This is a genomic window from Pseudomonas anguilliseptica, from assembly GCF_900105355.1.
Classification (GTDB): Bacteria; Pseudomonadota; Gammaproteobacteria; order Pseudomonadales; family Pseudomonadaceae; genus Aquipseudomonas; species Aquipseudomonas anguilliseptica.
Window position 1 is genome coordinate 4,898,003 of the sequence record NZ_FNSC01000001.1, and the last position, 16,834, is coordinate 4,914,836.

13 protein-coding genes are annotated in these 16,834 nt (G+C 60.2%); 4 read left to right on the forward strand and 9 right to left on the reverse strand.

Going from position 1 to position 16,834, the window contains the following annotated elements; all coding sequences use genetic code 11:
• Positions 1 to 34: 34 nt before the first annotated feature.
• The 9 genes from ihfB to mtnA all read right to left on the reverse strand — a co-directional run bounded on the left by ihfB (position 35) and on the right by mtnA (position 12,948).
• Positions 35 to 319, reverse strand: a complete 285-nt coding sequence (gene ihfB, locus BLW24_RS23880) for an integration host factor subunit beta (RefSeq protein WP_090387490.1) — start codon at positions 317 to 319, stop codon at positions 35 to 37.
• 154 nt (positions 320 to 473) lie between these two features.
• On the reverse strand, positions 474 to 2,159 hold the full coding sequence (rpsA, locus tag BLW24_RS23885) for a 30S ribosomal protein S1 (RefSeq protein ID WP_090387491.1): 1,686 nt from the start codon (positions 2,157 to 2,159) through the stop codon (positions 474 to 476).
• A gap of 152 nt (positions 2,160 to 2,311) precedes the next feature.
• Entirely contained in the window at positions 2,312 to 2,998 is a 687-nt protein-coding gene (cmk, locus tag BLW24_RS23890; RefSeq protein WP_090387492.1) for a (d)CMP kinase, read from the reverse strand.
• Positions 2,995 to 5,250, reverse strand: coding sequence for a bifunctional prephenate dehydrogenase/3-phosphoshikimate 1-carboxyvinyltransferase (locus BLW24_RS23895; RefSeq protein WP_090387493.1), 2,256 nt, complete (start codon positions 5,248 to 5,250; stop codon positions 2,995 to 2,997). The genes cmk and BLW24_RS23895 overlap by 4 nt, the downstream gene beginning before the upstream one ends.
• Entirely contained in the window at positions 5,247 to 6,353 is a 1,107-nt protein-coding gene (gene hisC / locus BLW24_RS23900; RefSeq protein WP_090387494.1) for a histidinol-phosphate transaminase, read from the reverse strand. Before hisC ends, BLW24_RS23895 begins: the two co-directional genes overlap by 4 nt.
• A gap of 91 nt (positions 6,354 to 6,444) precedes the next feature.
• Positions 6,445 to 7,539, reverse strand: a complete 1,095-nt coding sequence (pheA, locus tag BLW24_RS23905; protein WP_090387495.1) for a prephenate dehydratase — start codon at positions 7,537 to 7,539, stop codon at positions 6,445 to 6,447.
• Between the two features lies 1 nt (position 7,540).
• The gene (gene serC, locus BLW24_RS23910; RefSeq protein WP_090387864.1) at positions 7,541 to 8,626 is read right to left on the reverse strand and encodes a 3-phosphoserine/phosphohydroxythreonine transaminase; all 1,086 of its coding nucleotides are present in this window, start codon (positions 8,624 to 8,626) and stop codon (positions 7,541 to 7,543) included.
• A 235-nt stretch (positions 8,627 to 8,861) separates the two neighbouring features.
• Positions 8,862 to 11,627 (reverse strand): DNA gyrase subunit A, encoded by a 2,766-nt coding sequence (gyrA, locus tag BLW24_RS23915; protein WP_090387496.1) that lies wholly within the window; start codon positions 11,625 to 11,627, stop codon positions 8,862 to 8,864.
• Positions 11,628 to 11,871: 244 nt separating this feature from the next.
• Positions 11,872 to 12,948 carry an S-methyl-5-thioribose-1-phosphate isomerase gene (mtnA, locus tag BLW24_RS23920; RefSeq protein WP_090387497.1) on the reverse strand — a complete coding sequence of 359 codons (1,077 nt, stop codon included), beginning with the start codon at positions 12,946 to 12,948 and terminating at the stop codon, positions 11,872 to 11,874.
• A gap of 138 nt (positions 12,949 to 13,086) precedes the next feature.
• On the opposite strand from mtnA, the gene BLW24_RS23925 reads away from it, so the two are divergent.
• The 4 genes from BLW24_RS23925 (at position 13,087) to BLW24_RS23940 (ending at position 16,701) form a co-directional block, all read left to right on the forward strand.
• Complete coding sequence (locus BLW24_RS23925; RefSeq protein ID WP_420875013.1) at positions 13,087 to 14,406, forward strand: TRZ/ATZ family hydrolase; 1,320 nt, start codon at positions 13,087 to 13,089, stop codon at positions 14,404 to 14,406.
• 125 nt (positions 14,407 to 14,531) lie between these two features.
• Positions 14,532 to 15,230: a bifunctional 2-polyprenyl-6-hydroxyphenol methylase/3-demethylubiquinol 3-O-methyltransferase UbiG gene (ubiG, locus tag BLW24_RS23930; protein ID WP_090387499.1), complete on the forward strand. Its 699-nt coding sequence runs from the start codon at positions 14,532 to 14,534 to the stop codon at positions 15,228 to 15,230.
• A complete protein-coding gene (gene mupP / locus BLW24_RS23935) occupies positions 15,230 to 15,901 on the forward strand; it encodes an N-acetylmuramic acid 6-phosphate phosphatase MupP (RefSeq protein WP_090387500.1) in 672 nt (223 codons plus the stop codon). The genes ubiG and mupP overlap by 1 nt, the downstream gene beginning before the upstream one ends.
• A 59-nt stretch (positions 15,902 to 15,960) precedes the next feature.
• Positions 15,961 to 16,701, forward strand: coding sequence for a YciK family oxidoreductase (locus BLW24_RS23940; protein ID WP_090387501.1), 741 nt, complete (start codon positions 15,961 to 15,963; stop codon positions 16,699 to 16,701).
• The last annotated feature ends 133 nt before the right edge of the window (positions 16,702 to 16,834 follow it).

Genomic DNA, 16,834 nt, shown 5'->3' on the forward strand with positions numbered 1-16,834 from the left:
TGCGCAATCTTAGATCAGAAAACCAACCCAGCCACTACTCGTCCTCATTAACCCTATCACGCAACTCCTTGCCCGGCTTAAAATGCGGCACAAACTTGCCATCTAGCCGAACCGAGTCACCGGTCTTCGGGTTACGCCCTACACGCGGCGCGCGGTAGTGCAGCGAGAAGCTGCCAAAGCCGCGGATCTCGATACGATCCCCTGTCGACAGCGCCTGAGACATTTGCTCAAGCATGGTCTTGATCGCCAACTCCACATCCTTGGACGAGAGCTGCCCCTGATGGGTAACGATGCGCTCGATCAACTCCGACTTGGTCATGGCTTTCCCTTCTTTTTCAAGCGGCTAGATCACTAGATAGAAAGGTTTTAGCATGCCTCGCCAGATTTGAACAGCCTATAAAACAACACCTTAGCGATTTTCAGGCACAAAAAAGGGCGACCGAAGTCGCCCTTTTTCTCTGGATAAACCGAACTTAGTTCTGTTTTTCCATTTGCGCACGGAGCAGATCACCAAGGGTGGTCGGGCCAGCAGTTTCAACTTCCTGCTTACGCATTTCCTTGATGGCTTCTTTTTCGTCTTCAACGTCTTTCGACTTGACCGACAAGCTGATTACACGGCTCTTACGGTCAACGCTGATGATTTTGGCTTCTACTTCTTCGCCTTCCTTCAGTACATTGCGCGCATCTTCAACGCGGTCACGGCTGATTTCGGAGGCTTTCAGAGTCGCTTCAATGCCATCGGCCAGGGTGATGACTGCGCCCTTGGCGTCAACTTCTTTCACAGTACCGCGAACGATAGTGCCTTTGTCGTTGACTGCAACGTAGTCGGAGAACGGATCTTCTTCCAGCTGCTTGATGCCGAGGGAAATGCGCTCACGCTCCGGGTCAACGGAGAGGATAACGGTTTCCAGCTCGTCGCCTTTCTTGAAGCGGCGTACAGCTTCTTCGCCTACTTCGCTCCAGGAGATGTCGGACAGGTGAACGAGGCCGTCGATGCCGCCATCCAGACCAATGAAGATACCGAAATCGGTGATCGACTTGATGGTGCCGGAGATTTTGTCGCCCTTGTTGAACTGACCGGAGAAATCTTCCCACGGGTTAGTTTTGCACTGCTTGATACCCAGGGAGATACGACGACGCTCTTCGTCGATATCCAGAACCATAACTTCCACTTCGTCGCCGACGTTAACGACTTTCGAAGGATGGATGTTTTTGTTGGTCCAATCCATTTCGGATACGTGCACCAGGCCTTCCACGCCTTCTTCCAGCTCTGCGAAGCAGCCGTAGTCGGTCAGGTTGGTTACGCGCGCAGTAACACGGGTGTCCTGCGGGTAACGCGCCTTGATGGCAACCCATGGATCTTCGCCCAGCTGCTTGAGGCCGAGGGAAACACGGTTGCGCTCGCGATCGTATTTGAGGATCTTGACGTCGATTTCATCGCCAACGCTGACGATTTCCGACGGATGCTTGATACGCTTCCAAGCCATGTCGGTGATGTGCAACAGGCCGTCGACGCCACCCAGATCCACGAACGCGCCGTAGTCGGTGAGGTTCTTGACGATACCTTTGACTTGCTGACCTTCCTGTAGGGATTCCAGCAGAGCTTCGCGCTCAGCGCTATTCTCGGCTTCCAGCACGCTGCGGCGGGAAACGACAACGTTGTTGCGCTTCTGGTCCAGCTTGATGACTTTGAATTCGAGTTCTTTGCCTTCCAGGTGAGTGGTATCACGCACCGGACGGACATCGACCAATGAACCTGGAAGGAACGCACGGATGCCGTTAACGTCGACAGTGAAGCCGCCCTTAACCTTACCGTTGATAACGCCCGTAACCACTTCCTCAGCGGCGAAAGCTGCTTCCAGAACGATCCAGCACTCGGCACGTTTAGCTTTTTCGCGGGACAGCTTGGTTTCACCAAAGCCATCTTCAACCGCGTCCAGGGCAACGTGAACTTCGTCACCGACCTTAATGGTCAGCTCGCCAGCGTCGTTGTGGAACTGCTCCAGCGGGATGAGGCCTTCAGACTTCAAACCAGCGTGAACGGTTACCCAACCAGCTTGGTAATCGATGTCGACGATGATAGCGGTGATGATCGAGCCAGCCTGAAGATTCAGGTTTTTTAGGCTTTCTTCAAACAGTTCAGCAAAGCTTTCGCTCATTTTAATTCCTGTTGATTCAAGGCAGGGAATCCGCCCAAACCACATTCCAGACAATGTGGGTACGTTCATATAAAAAGAAGCAAACGGGACAAGGACTGGGTTCCCGTACGCCTCCTTGCGAGCCGGTCAGCTTAAACCAGCTGTGGCTCTTATCATCCGGCGAGATCGCGATTGGCGACCTCACTCAGAATTCGTTCAAGCACTTGTTCGATGGAGAGTTCAGTGGAATCCAGCTGGATCGCATCGGCTGCCGGCTTGAGCGGCGCCACTGCACGCTGGGTATCGCGCTCGTCGCGCGCCTGAATCTCATCAAGAAGTCTCGCGAGATTAACATCATCGCCCTTGGCCTTCAACTGCAAGTAGCGGCGGCGGGCGCGCTCCTCGGCGCTGGCGGTGAGGAAAATCTTAAGCGGCGCATCGGGAAATACCACAGTACCCATATCACGACCGTCAGCGACCAGACCCGGCATTTCCTGGAACGCCTGCTGACGCTGCAGCAGAGCCGCACGCACGGCGGACAGCGAAGCCACCTGCGAAGCCCCGGCACCGACCTGCTCATTGCGGATCAGGTCTGTGACTTCTTCGCCTTCAAGAATGATGCGCTGACCATGGCCATCACCGGCGGCAATAAATTGCACATCCAGATGAGCGGCGAGCAGCTTCATCGCCTCTTCATTGGTCAGATCGACACCGTGATTGCCCGCAGCAAAAGCCAACAGACGATACAGCGCACCCGAATCCAGCAGATTCCAGCCCAACTGCTTGGCCAGCAGGCCGGCAATAGTGCCTTTGCCCGAGCCGCTTGGCCCGTCGATGGTAATAACCGGAGCGACGATCATGCCTTGCCCTCCTCGGCCACACGGATGCCGACCTGAGCCGACAGCGCGAGGAAATTGGGGAACGAGGTGGCGACGTTGGCACAGTCATGAATGCGGATCGGCGCAGTGGCGCGCAGCGAGGCGACACTGAACGACATAGCGATACGGTGGTCCCCATGCGCCCAGACTTCGCCACCACCTATGCTGCCGCCTTCGATAATGATGCCATCCGGAGTTGGCTCAGCCTTGACACCCAGCGCAATCAGGCCGTCGGCCATTACCTGAATCCGATCGGATTCCTTGACCCGCAGCTCTTCAGCGCCGCGCAGCACGGTGCGGCCTTCAGCCACCGAAGCAGCCACGAACAGCACGGGAAACTCGTCGATTGCCAGCGGCACCAGATCTTCCGGAATATCGATACCTTTCAGCTTGGCGCTGCGCACGCGAATATCGGCCACGGTTTCGCCGCCCACTTCACGCTGGTTCTCCAGGGCAATGTCGCCGCCCATCAGCTTGAGGATATCGATGACACCAGTACGGGTCGGGTTGATGCCAACGTGTTCCAGCACCAGCTCGGAGTCTTCGGCAATGCTGCCGGCGACCAGGAAGAACGCTGCCGAGGAAATATCCGCCGGCACTTCGATATGGGTCGCGGTCAGCTTGTGGCCCGACTCAACACTCGCCGTGCTGCCATCCACCGTAACCGGGTAGCCGAAGCCGCGCAGCATGCGCTCGGTGTGGTCACGGGTCGGCGCCGGCTCAGTCACCGAAGTGCGACCTGCGGCATACAGGCCCGCCAGCAGCAGGCAGGACTTGACCTGAGCGCTGGCCATGGGCATTTCGTAGTCCATGCCGGTCAGGCGCTGGCCACCCTTGATCATCAATGGAGGACGGCCTTCCGGAGCAGTTTCGATCACTGCACCCATTTCGCGCAGCGGCTTGGCGACACGATTCATAGGACGTTTGGACAGCGAGGCATCACCGGTCAGCATGGTGTCGAACGGTTGTGCCGCCAGCAAACCGGAGAGCAGGCGCATCGAGGTGCCGGAGTTGCCCATGTATAGCGGACCAGCCGGCGCCTTCAGGCCATTCAGGCCCACCCCGTGAATGGTCACGCGACCATGATGCGGGCCTTCGATGACCACACCCATGTCACGGAACGCTTGCAGCGTTGCCAGGGCATCCTCACCTTCCAGAAAGCCTTCGACGTGCGTGGTGCCTTCAGCCAGCGAGCCGAGCATGATCGAGCGGTGGGAGATGGACTTGTCGCCCGGAACGCGAATACGCCCGGAGAGTTTGCCGCCAGGGTTAGCCAGAAAAACCAGATCGTTCGAGTGCATAGCATCCACATAGGCCCTGCGGGCCAGAATTTTGCCGAAATGCTCACGGGCCACGCGGGCGCGAGTGAATACGCCCAGTAATTGATGCCCGTCCCCTGCGTCAACCGCGTCGCGCAAGGCGTCGAGGTCGTCGCGAAATACGTCCAGCGTGCGCAGCACCGCCTCGCGATTTGCGAGGAAGATGTCGTGCCACATGACCGGATCACTGCCGGCAATCCGCGTAAAGTCGCGAAAACCGCCGGCGGCGTAACGAAATATCTCCAGATTTTCACTGCGCTTGGCCAGCGAGTCGACCAGGGTGAAGGCCAGCAAATGCGGCAGATGACTGGTCGCGGCCAGTACCTGATCGTGATGCTCGACCTCCATATGTTCGACATCCGCGCCCAGCTCGCGCCACAGCGCATCGACCAGCGCCAGGGCGGACTCATCGCTCTGCTCGCAAGGGGTCAGGATGACCTTATGGCGGCGGAACAGCTGGGAATTGGAGGCCTCCACCCCACTCTGCTCGGAGCCGGCAATCGGATGCCCGGGCACAAAGCGCACCGTTTTACCGGTAAAGGCCAGGCGCGCGGCGCGCACCACATTGCCTTTGGCGCTACCCACATCGGTGAGCACCGCCGGACCCAGATCAAGCTTGGCCAGTTCAGCCAGCAGCTTCTCCATGGCCAGGATAGGCACCGCGAGCTGAATCACATCAGCCTCCTGACAGGCGGCAGCCAGATCAACCTCGCAGCGATCAACCACACCCAGTTCTACAGCCAGGCGCCGCGACTCCGGATCCAGATCGACACCAACCACTTCGCGAAACAGGCCGCGCTCACGCAAGCCCTTGGCGAAGGAGCCGCCAATCAGACCCAGACCGACAACCACCAGGCGGCCGAGCTTAGGTGCAATAGATTGCACCTGAGTGACAGCAGACTTGACCTCACTCACGCGCTCAGCACCTTGGCCAAGGCCTCAAGGAAGCACGCATTCTCGGCAGGCAGACCAATCGAAACGCGCAGGAAATTTGGCATGCCGTAACCGGCGACCGGCCGCACGATTACCCCAGCACGTAGCAGCGCCTGGTTGATCGCGGCAGTATCGCGGCCAAAATCCACAGCAATAAAGTTGCCTTTCGACGGAATCCAGCTCAGGCCCAACTCGCGCAGGCCGGCTTCCAGCTGCGCCATTCCGGCATCATTGAGCTGACGGCTTTGCGCCAGGTAATCGGCATCATCCAGCGCAGCGCAGGCGGCCGCCAGGGCCAGGCTGTTGACGTTGAACGGCTGACGTACACGGTTCAGCACATCTGCGATCTGCGCAGAACTGAGCGCATACCCCACGCGCAGCGCCGCCAGACCATAGGCCTTGGAGAAGGTGCGCGAGACCAGCAGGTTGTCGTAGCGCGCCAGGTACTCGAGGCCATCCGGCAGCTCATCACCCTCGGCGTACTCGATATAAGCCTCATCCAGCACCACCAGCACGTTCTGCGGTACGCTCGCGAGAAAGCGCTCCAGCGCATCGGGGCCAAACCAGGTGCCAGTCGGGTTGTTCGGGTTGGCGATAAACACCACACGGGTATTTTCATCGATGGCCGCCAGCATCGCTTCCAGGTCGTGGCCATAGTCCTTGGCCGGCACCACCTTGCCCAGAGCACCTACGGCCTGGGTCGAGATGGGGTAAACAGCAAAGGCGTACTGACTGAACACCGCATTCAGGCCAGGGGCCAGATAGGCGCGAGCAACCAGATCGAGAATGTCGTTGGAGCCGTTACCCAGGGTGACCTGATTGAGTTGCACGCCACAGCGCGCAGCCAGACGGCTTTTCAGCTCGAAACCATTGCCATCGGGGTAACGAGTCAGCTCGGCCAGCTCGCTACGAATCGCTTCCAGCGCCTTGGGACTGGGGCCTAGCGGGTTCTCGTTGCTGGCCAGCTTGACGATGCTGGCCGGATCCAGATCCAGCTCACGGGCCAGCTCATCCACCGGCTTTCCCGGCACATAGGGCGACAGCTGCTGTACACCTGGCTGAGCCAGGGCGAGGAAATCGGTCATAGCAATGCCTCACGCTTAAAGCCGCAAGCCCCAAGTACAGCCCGGCGTCGATGCGCGTTTAGCTTGAGACCTGAGGCGTACCGCAGCAGTTTTAAAGTACCGCTTTGGGATAGGAGCCCAGCACCTTGAGCGCCACAGCTTCCTGATTGATTTTTTCCAGCACGTCCTTGATCAGCGGATCGCGGTGGTGACCGACGAAGTCGATAAAGAACACGTAGGTCCACTTGCCGCTGCGCGACGGGCGGGTTTCGATGCGGGTCAGATCAATGCCGTTGTTGTGGAACGGCACCAGCAGCTCGTGCAGCGCACCCGGCTTGTTGCGCATGGAGATGATGACCGAGGTCTTGTCGTCGCCGGTTGGCGGCACTTCCTGGCTGCCGATGATCAAAAAGCGCGTGGAGTTGTCCGGACGGTCTTCGATCTTCTCCGCCAGCTTGGTCAGGCCGTACAGATTGGCCGCCATATCGCCAGCAATCGCCGCACTGTTCCACTCGCTTTTCACCCGCTTGGCCGCGTCAGCATTGCTCGATACCGCCACGCGCTCAACATTCGGGTAATGCGCGTCCAGCCACTTGCGGCACTGGGCCAGGGACTGGGCGTGGGAATAGATGCGAGTGATTTTGTCGGTTTTGGTGGTTTCACCGACCAACAGGTGATGGTGAATACGCAGCTCGACTTCGCCACAGATAACCATGTCGTGTTCGAGGAAGCTGTCGAGGGTGTGGTTGATCGCACCTTCGGTGGAGTTCTCCACCGGCACCACGCCGAAGTTCACTGCACCGGCAGCCACTTCACGGAACACTTCATCGATCGCCGCCATCGGCACACTGATCACCGCGTGACCGAAGTGCTTCATCGCCGCCGCCTGGGAGAACGTGCCTTCCGGGCCAAGGTAAGCAACCTTGAGCGGATTTTCCAGGGCCAGGCAGGAAGACATGATTTCGCGGAACAGCCGCGCCATTTCCTCGTTGCCCAGCGGCCCCTGGTTGCGTTCCATAATGCGTTTAAGCACCTGGGCTTCGCGCTCAGGGCGGTAGAACACCGGCTTCTCGCCTTCCGGCAGCGCCTTCATCTTGACCCGCGCGACTTCTTCGGCGCAGCGGGCACGATCGCTGATCAGTTCAAGGATGCGCTCATCGAGGTTGTCGATGCGCAGACGCAGGGCTTGCAGTTCCTGTTCGGACATATCAGCCATGCTCCTTCTCGAACTCGGCCATATAGGCCACCAGCGCTTCAACGGCGTCCAGGCCAACGGCGTTATAGATGGAGGCACGCATGCCGCCGACCGAACGGTGGCCCTTGAGGTTGAGCAGGCCGCGCGCATCGGCGCCGGCGAGGAACGGCTTGTCCAGCTTCTCGTCAGCCAGGCGGAACGGCACGTTCATCCAGGAGCGGGCGTTATGGGCAATCGGGTTGCTGTAGAAGTCGCTGGTGTCAATTGCCTTGTACAACAGGTCTTTCTTGGCGCGGTTGATCCGCTCCATGGCGGCCACCCCGCCCTGCTCTTTCAGCCACTCGAACACAAGGCCGGACAGGTACCAGGAGAAGGTCGCGGGAGTGTTGTACATCGAGCCGTTATCAGCCGCGATCTTGTAGTTGAGCATGGTCGGACAAACGCTGCGGGCACGGCCGAGCAAGTCTTCACGGACGATAGTCACCACCAGCCCGCTGGGGCCGATGTTCTTCTGCGCACCGGCGTAGATCAGGCCGAACTTCGACACATCGATCGGGCGCGAAAGGATGTCGGAAGACATATCCGCCACCAGCGGCACGTCACCGACTTCGGGAATCCAGTCGAACTGCAGGCCGCCAATGGTTTCGTTGCTGGCGTAGTGCAGGTAGGCGGCATCTTTCGACAGCTGCCACTCGTTCTGACCCGGGATGGCGAAGTAGTCATAAGCCTTGGCGCTGGCAGCGATATTGATATTGCCGTAGCGACTGGCTTCTTCGATGCTTTTCTTCGACCAGATACCGGTGTCGATATAGTCGGCAACACCGTCTTCGGGGAGCAGGTTGAGCGGGATTTCAGCGAACTGCTGGCTGGCCCCGCCCTGCAGGAACAGCACCTTATAGTCGGACGGAATTTCCATCAGGTCGCGCAGATCCTGCTCGGCCTTTTGTGCGATGGCGGTGTACTCATCGCTGCGATGGCTCATCTCCATCACCGACAGGCCTTTACCCTGCCAATCGAGGAGTTCTGCCTGGGCGCGTTGCAGAACAGCTTCAGGAAGCGCGGCCGGGCCGGCGCAGAAGTTAAAGGCTCGCTTGCTCACACCCACTCTCGCTCAAAAATGCTGGGTGGCTGACTATCACTGCCAGCCGCCAAATCCTACCAGGCTGTTGAAAAACTACCTGCGTTGGCATTACTGCGTTAAAAACAGGCTCGGAATGTTCATTTACAGCAGTAAACTCCGCTTCCTCGCCTGTTTTTGCCTTGTACTGCCTACCTCGCCTACATTTTCCAACAGCCTGTTCGCCGTCAGGGGCGAGCGCACTCGCCCCGACAGATTACTCTTCGCTGATCGGGCTTTCGTCAGCAGCCTCAGGTGCATCGTCTGCATCCGCAGCTGCGCCGTCAAAGCCTTCTTCGCCTTCCAGCAGCTCTTCGTCGTCTTCCGCCGAAGGCTCCTGCACACGCTCAAGGCCAACCAGGGTTTCATCCTTGGCCAGTTTGATCAGGGTCACGCCCTGGGTATTACGACCCAGGCTGGAGACTTCGCTGACGCGGGTACGCACCAATGTGCCCTGGTCGGAAATCAGCATGATTTCCTCGCCTTCAAGCACCTGCACCGCACCGACCAGCTTGCCGTTACGCTCGTTGCTGACCATGGCGATAACGCCCTGGCCGCCACGACCGCGACGCGGAAACTCGGCCATCGCCGTGCGCTTGCCGTAGCCACGCTCGGAAGCGGTGAGAATCTGCGCGTCGGCTTCAGGAATCAGCATGGAGATGATTTCCTGGCCTTCCGGCAGACGCATACCACGCACACCGCGAGCGGTACGGCCCATGGTGCGGACCTTGCTTTCCTTGAAGCGAATCACCTTGCCGCCGTCGGAGAACATCATCACTTCGCGGGCGCCGTCAGTGACGGCAGCGGAGATCAGGGTGTCATCTTCGTCCAGCTTGAGGGCGATCAGGCCCGAGCTGCGCGGACGACTGAACTGCACCAGCGGCGTCTTCTTCACCGTGCCTTTGGCCGTGGCCATAAAGATGTAGGCACCGGTCGGCTCATCCGGAGTTTCGTCGTCGGCGTCATCGCCTTCGGCCAGATCTTCAACTTCCTCTGCCTCGACCACTACGCCTTCGATATCGTCCGGCTCGTCGCCTTCTGGCGCCTGCTGACGCAGGGCTTCCAGATCAACCTGAAGCATGGCGGTGATACGCTCGCCTTCGTCCAGCGGCAACAGGTTGACCAGCGGACGACCACGGGCGGCGCGCGAGGCTTCTGGAATTTCGTAGGTCTTCAGCCAGTACACCTTGCCCTTGCTGGAGAACAGCAACAGCGTGGCGTGGCTGTTGGCGACCAGCAAATGTTCGATGTAATCCTCATCTTTCACGCCGGTGGCCGACTTGCCTTTACCGCCACGACGCTGCGCCTGGTAGGCATGCAGCGGCTGGCTCTTGGCATAACCACTGTGGGAGATGGTGACTACACGTTCTTCTTCGGTGATCAGGTCAGCCAGACTGAGGTCCAGACGGTTGTCGAGAATCTCGGTGCGGCGTGCATCGCCGAACTCGGCCTTGACCGCTTCCAGCTCCTCACGGATCACTTCCATCAGACGCGTAGCGCTGGTGAGGATGCGGATCAGCTCGCCGATCTGGGTGAGGATTTCCTGGTATTCGGCCAGCAGTTTTTCATGCTCAAGACCGGTCAAACGGTGCAGACGCAGCTCGAGGATGGCCTGGGCCTGTTCCGGCGAGAGGAAATACTTGCCGTCACGCAGACCGTACTGCGGATCAAGATCGTCCGGACGGCAGGCGTCGGCACCGGCGCGCTCGACCATGGTTTCCACTGCACTGGATTCCCACGGCGTGGCAATCAGCGCCAGCTTGGCTTCGGCCGGGGTCGGCGAGGCCTTGATCAGAGCGATAACCGGGTCGATGTTGGACAGGGCAACCGCCTGACCTTCAAGGATATGGCCACGTTCACGGGCCTTGCGCAGCTCGAATACAGTGCGGCGGGTGACCACTTCACGGCGGTGCAGAATAAAGGCTTCGAGCATGTCCTTGAGGTTAAGGACCTTCGGCTGGCCATCAATCAGCGCCACCACGTTGATGCCGAATACGCACTGCATCTGGGTCTGGGCGTAGAGGTTGTTGAGTACCACTTCCGGTACTTCGCCGCGACGCAGCTCAATGACAATGCGCATGCCGTCCTTGTCGGACTCATCGCGCAGCTCAGTAATGCCCTCGAGCTTCTTCTCTTTAACTAGCTCGGCGATCTTCTCGATCAGGCGCGCCTTGTTCAGTTGGTACGGCAGCTCGCTGACGATGATCTGCTGACGGCCACCGACCTTGTCGATGTCTTCGATAATCGCCCGGGCACGCATATAGATGCGCCCGCGACCGGTGCGGTAGGCCTCGATGATGCCAGCGCGACCGTTAATGATCGCCGCAGTCGGGAAGTCCGGACCGGGGATGTACTGCATCAGCTCATCGACAGTCAGCTCGCCGTTGTCGATCAGCGCCAGACAACCGTTGATCACTTCGGTGAGGTTGTGCGGCGGAATATTGGTGGCCATGCCCACGGCGATACCGCTGGAGCCGTTGACCAACAGGTTGGGGATTTTGGTCGGCATAACTGCCGGGATCATTTCGGTGCCGTCGTAGTTCGGCACCCAATCCACGGTTTCTTTGTGCAGGTCAGCCAGCAGCTCATGGGCCAGCTTGGTCATGCGCACTTCGGTGTATCGCATGGCGGCGGCGTTATCGCCGTCCACCGAACCGAAGTTACCTTGACCGTCGACCAGCAGGTAACGCAGCGAGAATGGCTGCGCCATGCGGACGATGGTGTCGTACACCGCGGTATCACCGTGTGGGTGGTACTTACCGATCACGTCACCGACCACACGGGCGGACTTCTTGTAAGCCTTGTTCCAGTCGTTGCCCAACTCACTCATGGCAAACAGCACACGGCGGTGCACGGGCTTCAAGCCATCACGTGCATCCGGCAGCGCGCGCCCAACAATTACGCTCATCGCATAATCGAGGTAGGACTGCTTGAGTTCGTCTTCAATATTGACCGGGAGGATTTCTTTGGCCAGTTCGCCCATGAGTAGCCTTGTTCCTTTTTCTGGTGAAACTCCACGCCGCTCGTCCTGAGTGGTGTGGAGTCTGTCGCCGTGCCTTGAGGCTCATAGCGACTCACGACAAATCAATAAGTTATGCCATGTATCTGCGCAGGTAAGAGGCCCATAACGGGCACCCCCGAAAACCGCCGGAGCTTACCACAATCACCGCGACGCACCTATCCCCAGCCGCAGTCGGCCGACCAAGGAGGCGTACTCGCTGAAAAACTCAATGCAGACGCTTGCGGCACATCAATTGCGCCATTTTTTCCGCATCCGGGCGATCAACCACGCCTTTCTCGGTGACGATAAAGTCGATCAGGTCCGCCGGGGTCACATCGAATACCGGATTGAGCGCCTCGATCGCGCCAGCAATGCGCTGGCCGCCCAGCTCGAGCAGCTCACTGGGGTCACGCTCCTCCAGCACGATGTCATCGCCGTGCTCCATGGCCATATCGATGGTCGAGCTGGGCGCCACCACCATAAAGCGCACACCGTGATGCATGGCATTCACCGCCAGCTGATAGGTGCCGACCTTGTTCGCCACATCGCCATTGGCAGCAATGCGATCCGCCCCGACTATGACCCAGGTGATGCCACGCGTCTTCATCAAGTGCGCAGCCGCCGAATCGACATTTACAGTCACCGGAATGCCGTCAGCTGCCAACTCCCAGGCCGTCAGACGCGAGCCCTGCAGCCAGGGGCGGGTTTCGTCCGCATATACCCGCTCAAGCAAACCATCATGGAAGGCCGCGCGAATCACCCCCAGCGCCGTACCGAAGCCACCCGTGGCCAGGGCGCCGGCATTGCAGTGGGTCAGCAGGTTCTGCTGATTGCCTTGGTGCTTGCGGATCAGGTCGACGCCCAACTGGGCCATGGTCAGGTTGGCTTCGCGGTCGCTCTGATGGATGCCAATGGCCTCGGCCTCAAGAAGCGCCAGCGGATCACCATGACTCTTCAGCCGTGCGAGCCGATCACGCATGCGATCAAGCGCCCAGAACAGATTGACCGCCGTCGGCCGCGACGCCGCCAGCAGGTCGAAATCCGCCTGCAGTACCACACGCCAGTCGCCACCTTCCTGCAGACGAGCACGCGCAGCCAGGACAACTGCATAGGCCGCGCTGATGCCGATGGCCGGCGCGCCGCGTACCACCATGCTACGGATCGCCTCGGCGACATCCGCCGCCGAGTGGTAGCTCAGCCAGGTTTCCTCGAAAGGCAGCGCGCGCTGATCGAGCAGATGCAGAGCGCCGTCACGCCACTCGATGGCCCTGACCTTCTCTGCCGCTAGCAATTGCTCGCGCATGACACACCTCCGCCGGAAAAAGCCGACCATTATACGCATAGCACATCGCACATCGCGCCAGATCAGCTGCATGCAGCTTCAAGCCTAGGGCATTCCCCTATAAACTCGCCACTTTAAATGACTCCCGGAAGCCTTCCCATGCCCCAAGCTCCGCTCGATTTGCTGCTGCTGCCCACCTGGCTGGTCCCAGTCGAGCCGGCTGGCGTGGTGCTGCTGGAGCACGGACTGGGCATCCGGGACGGGCACATCGCGCTGATCGCCCCGCGCGCTGAAGCGCTTAAGCACGCAGCCCTGCAGGTGCTTGAGTTGCCCGGACGACTGCTCACGACAGGCCTGGTCAACGCCCATGGGCATGCGGCTATGACCCTGTTCCGCGGCCTGGCCGATGATCTGCCACTGATGACCTGGCTGGAGAAGCATATCTGGCCGGCCGAGGCCAAGTGGGTCGACGAGCAGTTTGTCCAGGATGGCACCGAGCTGGCCATCGCCGAACAGCTCAAGGGCGGCATCACCTGCTTCTCCGACATGTATTTCTTCCCGGAAACCGCTAGCCAGCTGGTACACAGCAGCGGCATCCGCGCGCAGATCACCATTCCCGTGCTGGATTTCCCGATTCCCGGGGCGCGCGACGCAGACGAAGCGCTGCGCAAGGGCCTGGCACTGTTCGACGACCTCAAGCACCACCCGCGCTTGAGCGTCGCCTTCGGCCCCCACGCGCCCTACACGGTGAGCGACGACAAGCTGGAAAACATCCGCATGCTCGCCGAGGAGCTGGACGCCGGCATTCATATGCACGTGCACGAAACCGCCTTCGAAGTGCAGCAGAGCCTGGAGCAACGCAGTGAACGGCCACTGGCCCGCCTGGCGCGCCTCGACCTGCTCGGCCCGCGCTTCCAGGCCGTGCACATGACCCAAATCAACGATGAAGACCTGGCCCTGCTGGTGGAAAGCAACAGCAGCGTGATCCATTGCCCGGAATCCAACCTCAAGCTGGCCAGCGGCTTCTGCCCAGTGGAGAAGCTCTGGCAGGCCGGAGTCAACGTCGCCATCGGCACCGATGGCGCGGCGAGCAACAATGATCTCGACCTGCTCGGCGAAACCCGCACCGCCGCCCTGCTGGCCAAGGCCGTTGCCGGCTCAGCTACCGCCCTGGATGCCCACCGCTCACTGCGCATGGCCACCCTGAACGGCGCCAGCGCCCTGGGCCTGGATGAGCAGATTGGCTCGCTGGAACTGGGTAAAGCGGCGGATATCGCCGTATTCAATCTCTCCGGCCTGGCCCAGCAACCGGTATATGACCCGGTTTCGCAGCTGATCTACGCCGGCGGTCGCACCTGCGTGGAACACCTGTGGGTTGGCGGCAAACAATTGCTCGACGGCGGCCAACTGACGCGCCTGGACGAGGCACGGATCATCGCCAACGCCCGCGCCTGGGGCGCGAAGATTGCCGGCAAATGACTGCCAGCCCAGAGAGTCCGGGCACTGCGACAAACTGACATACATTGGACGCACAACAGGCGTCCAATCCACCCGGCGAAACTGGCAACATGAGCCTCTCGCCGCAGCCTGATCCAGGGATTTATATGAGCAACGTCGACCACGCCGAAATCGCCAAATTCGAAGCCCTCGCCCATCGCTGGTGGGACCGAGAAAGCGAATTCAAGCCGCTGCATGACATCAACCCGCTGCGCGTCAACTGGATCGACGAACGCGTTGGCCTGGCCGGCAAGAAGGTGCTCGACGTTGGCTGCGGCGGCGGCATTCTCAGCGAATCCATGGCTCAGCGCAGCGCCAGCGTCACCGGCATCGACATGGGCGAAGCGCCGCTGGCCGTGGCCCAGTTGCACCAGCTGGAGTCGGGCGTAAGCGTCGAGTACCGGCAGATCACCGCAGAAGCCCTGGCCCTCGAGATGCCCGAGCAGTACGATGTGGTCACCTGCCTGGAAATGCTGGAGCACGTACCCGACCCGGCCTCGGTGATCCGAGCCTGCTTCCGCATGGTCAAGCCTGGCGGTCAGGTGTTCTTCTCCACCATCAACCGCAACCCCAAGGCGTACCTGTTCGCCATCATTGGTGCCGAATACCTGATGCGCTTGTTGCCGCGCGGCACCCATGACTTCAAGAAATTTATCCGTCCGTCCGAGCTGGGCGCCTGGAGCCGCGAGGCGGGCCTTGAGGTCAAGGACATCATCGGCCTGACCTACAACCCGCTGAGCAAACGCTACAAGCTGGAAGCCGATGTCGACGTCAACTACATGATCCAGACTCTCAAGGAGGCGTGATGCGCTTGCGCGCGGTTTTATTCGACATGGACGGCACCCTGCTCGACAGCGCGCCGGACTTTGTCGCCATCAGCCAAGCCATGCGCGCCGAGCGCGGCCTGCCGCCGATTAGCGACAAGCTGATTCGTGATCAGGTCTCCGGCGGTGCGCGTGCCATGGTCGCCGCCAACTTCGCCATGGACCCCGAGGCCGCAGGCTTCGAAGCCCTGCGCCTGGAGTTTCTCGAACGCTATCAAAGCCACTGCGCGGTGCTGACCCGACCATTCGATGGCATGCATGAGCTGCTCGAAGATATTGAACAAGCCAAGCTGATCTGGGGCGTAGCAACCAACAAGCCAGTACGCTATGCCGAGCCGATCATGCAGCAACTTGGCCTGGCGCAGCGCTCGGCGGTGTTGGTCTGCCCGGATCACGTCAGCCGCAGCAAGCCCGACCCGGAAATGATCCTGCTGGCCTGCGCGAAGATGGGCGTAGAACCCGCCGCAACCCTGTTTATCGGCGATGACGAGCGCGATATCGAAGCCGGCCGCGCCGCCGGCTGCAAGACCGCCGCCGTCACCTACGGCTATATCCACCCGCAGGATAACCCACGCAACTGGGGCGCCGATGTGGTGGCGGACCATCCGCTGGAACTGCGCACCGTACTCGAACGAGCCCTGTGCAGCTGCTGAAAATCGCCTGCCGGGCGCGCGCCGACGCCACCCGTTTTTGAATTAATGAGGCTTTACCCATGCATGACTATTCCGCCCGCCCCGACCTGCTCAAGGGTCGCGTGATTCTGGTGACCGGTGCCGGCCGTGGCATTGGCGCAACCGCCGCCAAAACCTTTGCCGCCCATGGCGCAACGGTGCTGCTGCTGGGCAAGACCGAAGAAAACCTCAGCCGTGTGTATGACGCCATCGAAGCCGCCGGCCATCCGCAGGCCGCAGTCATCCCGTTCAACCTGGAAACCGCCCTGCCGCATCAGTACGACGAACTGGCAGCGATGATCGAAACTGAGTTCGGCAAACTCGACGGCCTGCTGCACAACGCTTCGATCATCGGCCCACGCACACCGTTGGAACAGCTGTCCGGCGATAATTTCATGCGCGTGATGCAGGTCAACGTCAACGCCATGTTTATGCTCACCAGTACCCTGCTGCCGCTGCTCAAGCTCTCGGCGGACGCCTCGGTGGTATTCACATCCAGCAGCGTCGGCCGCAAGGGCCGCGCGTACTGGGGCGCCTATGCGGTATCGAAGTTCGCCACCGAAGGCCTGATGCAGGTGCTCGCCGATGAAATCGATGGTATCGCCAGCGTACGCGCCAACAGTGTCAACCCGGGCGCCACCCGCACCGACATGCGCGCCCAGGCCTACCCAGGGGAAAACCCGCAGAACAACCCGCTGCCCGAAGCGATCATGCCGGTCTACCTGTACCTCATGGGCCCAGACAGTATGGGCGTCAACGGTCAGGCATTTGACGCACAGTAAGCCAACACAGCTACCGCCGGTTTTCCGGCGGCAGCCGAATCAGCCGGCATCAGATTGCCAGCAATCCCGCCAGTTAACCGGCAAAACTTTGCCGCAAGCCGCCCAAGAGAAACTGTAAGCCAATGAATTAAAA

Coding starts and splice junctions, on each gene's coding strand:
- ihfB (WP_090387490.1), bottom strand. CDS start 319: ATGACCAAGTCGGAGTTGATCGAGCGCATCGTTACCCATCAGGGGCAG.
- rpsA (WP_090387491.1), bottom strand. CDS start 2,159: ATGAGCGAAAGCTTTGCTGAACTGTTTGAAGAAAGCCTAAAAAACCTG.
- cmk (WP_090387492.1), bottom strand. CDS start 2,998: ATGATCGTCGCTCCGGTTATTACCATCGACGGGCCAAGCGGCTCGGGC.
- hisC (WP_090387494.1), bottom strand. CDS start 6,353: ATGACCGATTTCCTCGCCCTGGCTCAGCCAGGTGTACAGCAGCTGTCG.
- pheA (WP_090387495.1), bottom strand. CDS start 7,539: ATGTCCGAACAGGAACTGCAAGCCCTGCGTCTGCGCATCGACAACCTC.
- gyrA (WP_090387496.1), bottom strand. CDS start 11,627: ATGGGCGAACTGGCCAAAGAAATCCTCCCGGTCAATATTGAAGACGAA.
- mtnA (WP_090387497.1), bottom strand. CDS start 12,948: ATGCGCGAGCAATTGCTAGCGGCAGAGAAGGTCAGGGCCATCGAGTGG.
- BLW24_RS23925 (WP_420875013.1), top strand. CDS start 13,087: ATGCCCCAAGCTCCGCTCGATTTGCTGCTGCTGCCCACCTGGCTGGTC.
- ubiG (WP_090387499.1), top strand. CDS start 14,532: ATGAGCAACGTCGACCACGCCGAAATCGCCAAATTCGAAGCCCTCGCC.
- mupP (WP_090387500.1), top strand. CDS start 15,230: ATGCGCTTGCGCGCGGTTTTATTCGACATGGACGGCACCCTGCTCGAC.
- BLW24_RS23940 (WP_090387501.1), top strand. CDS start 15,961: ATGCATGACTATTCCGCCCGCCCCGACCTGCTCAAGGGTCGCGTGATT.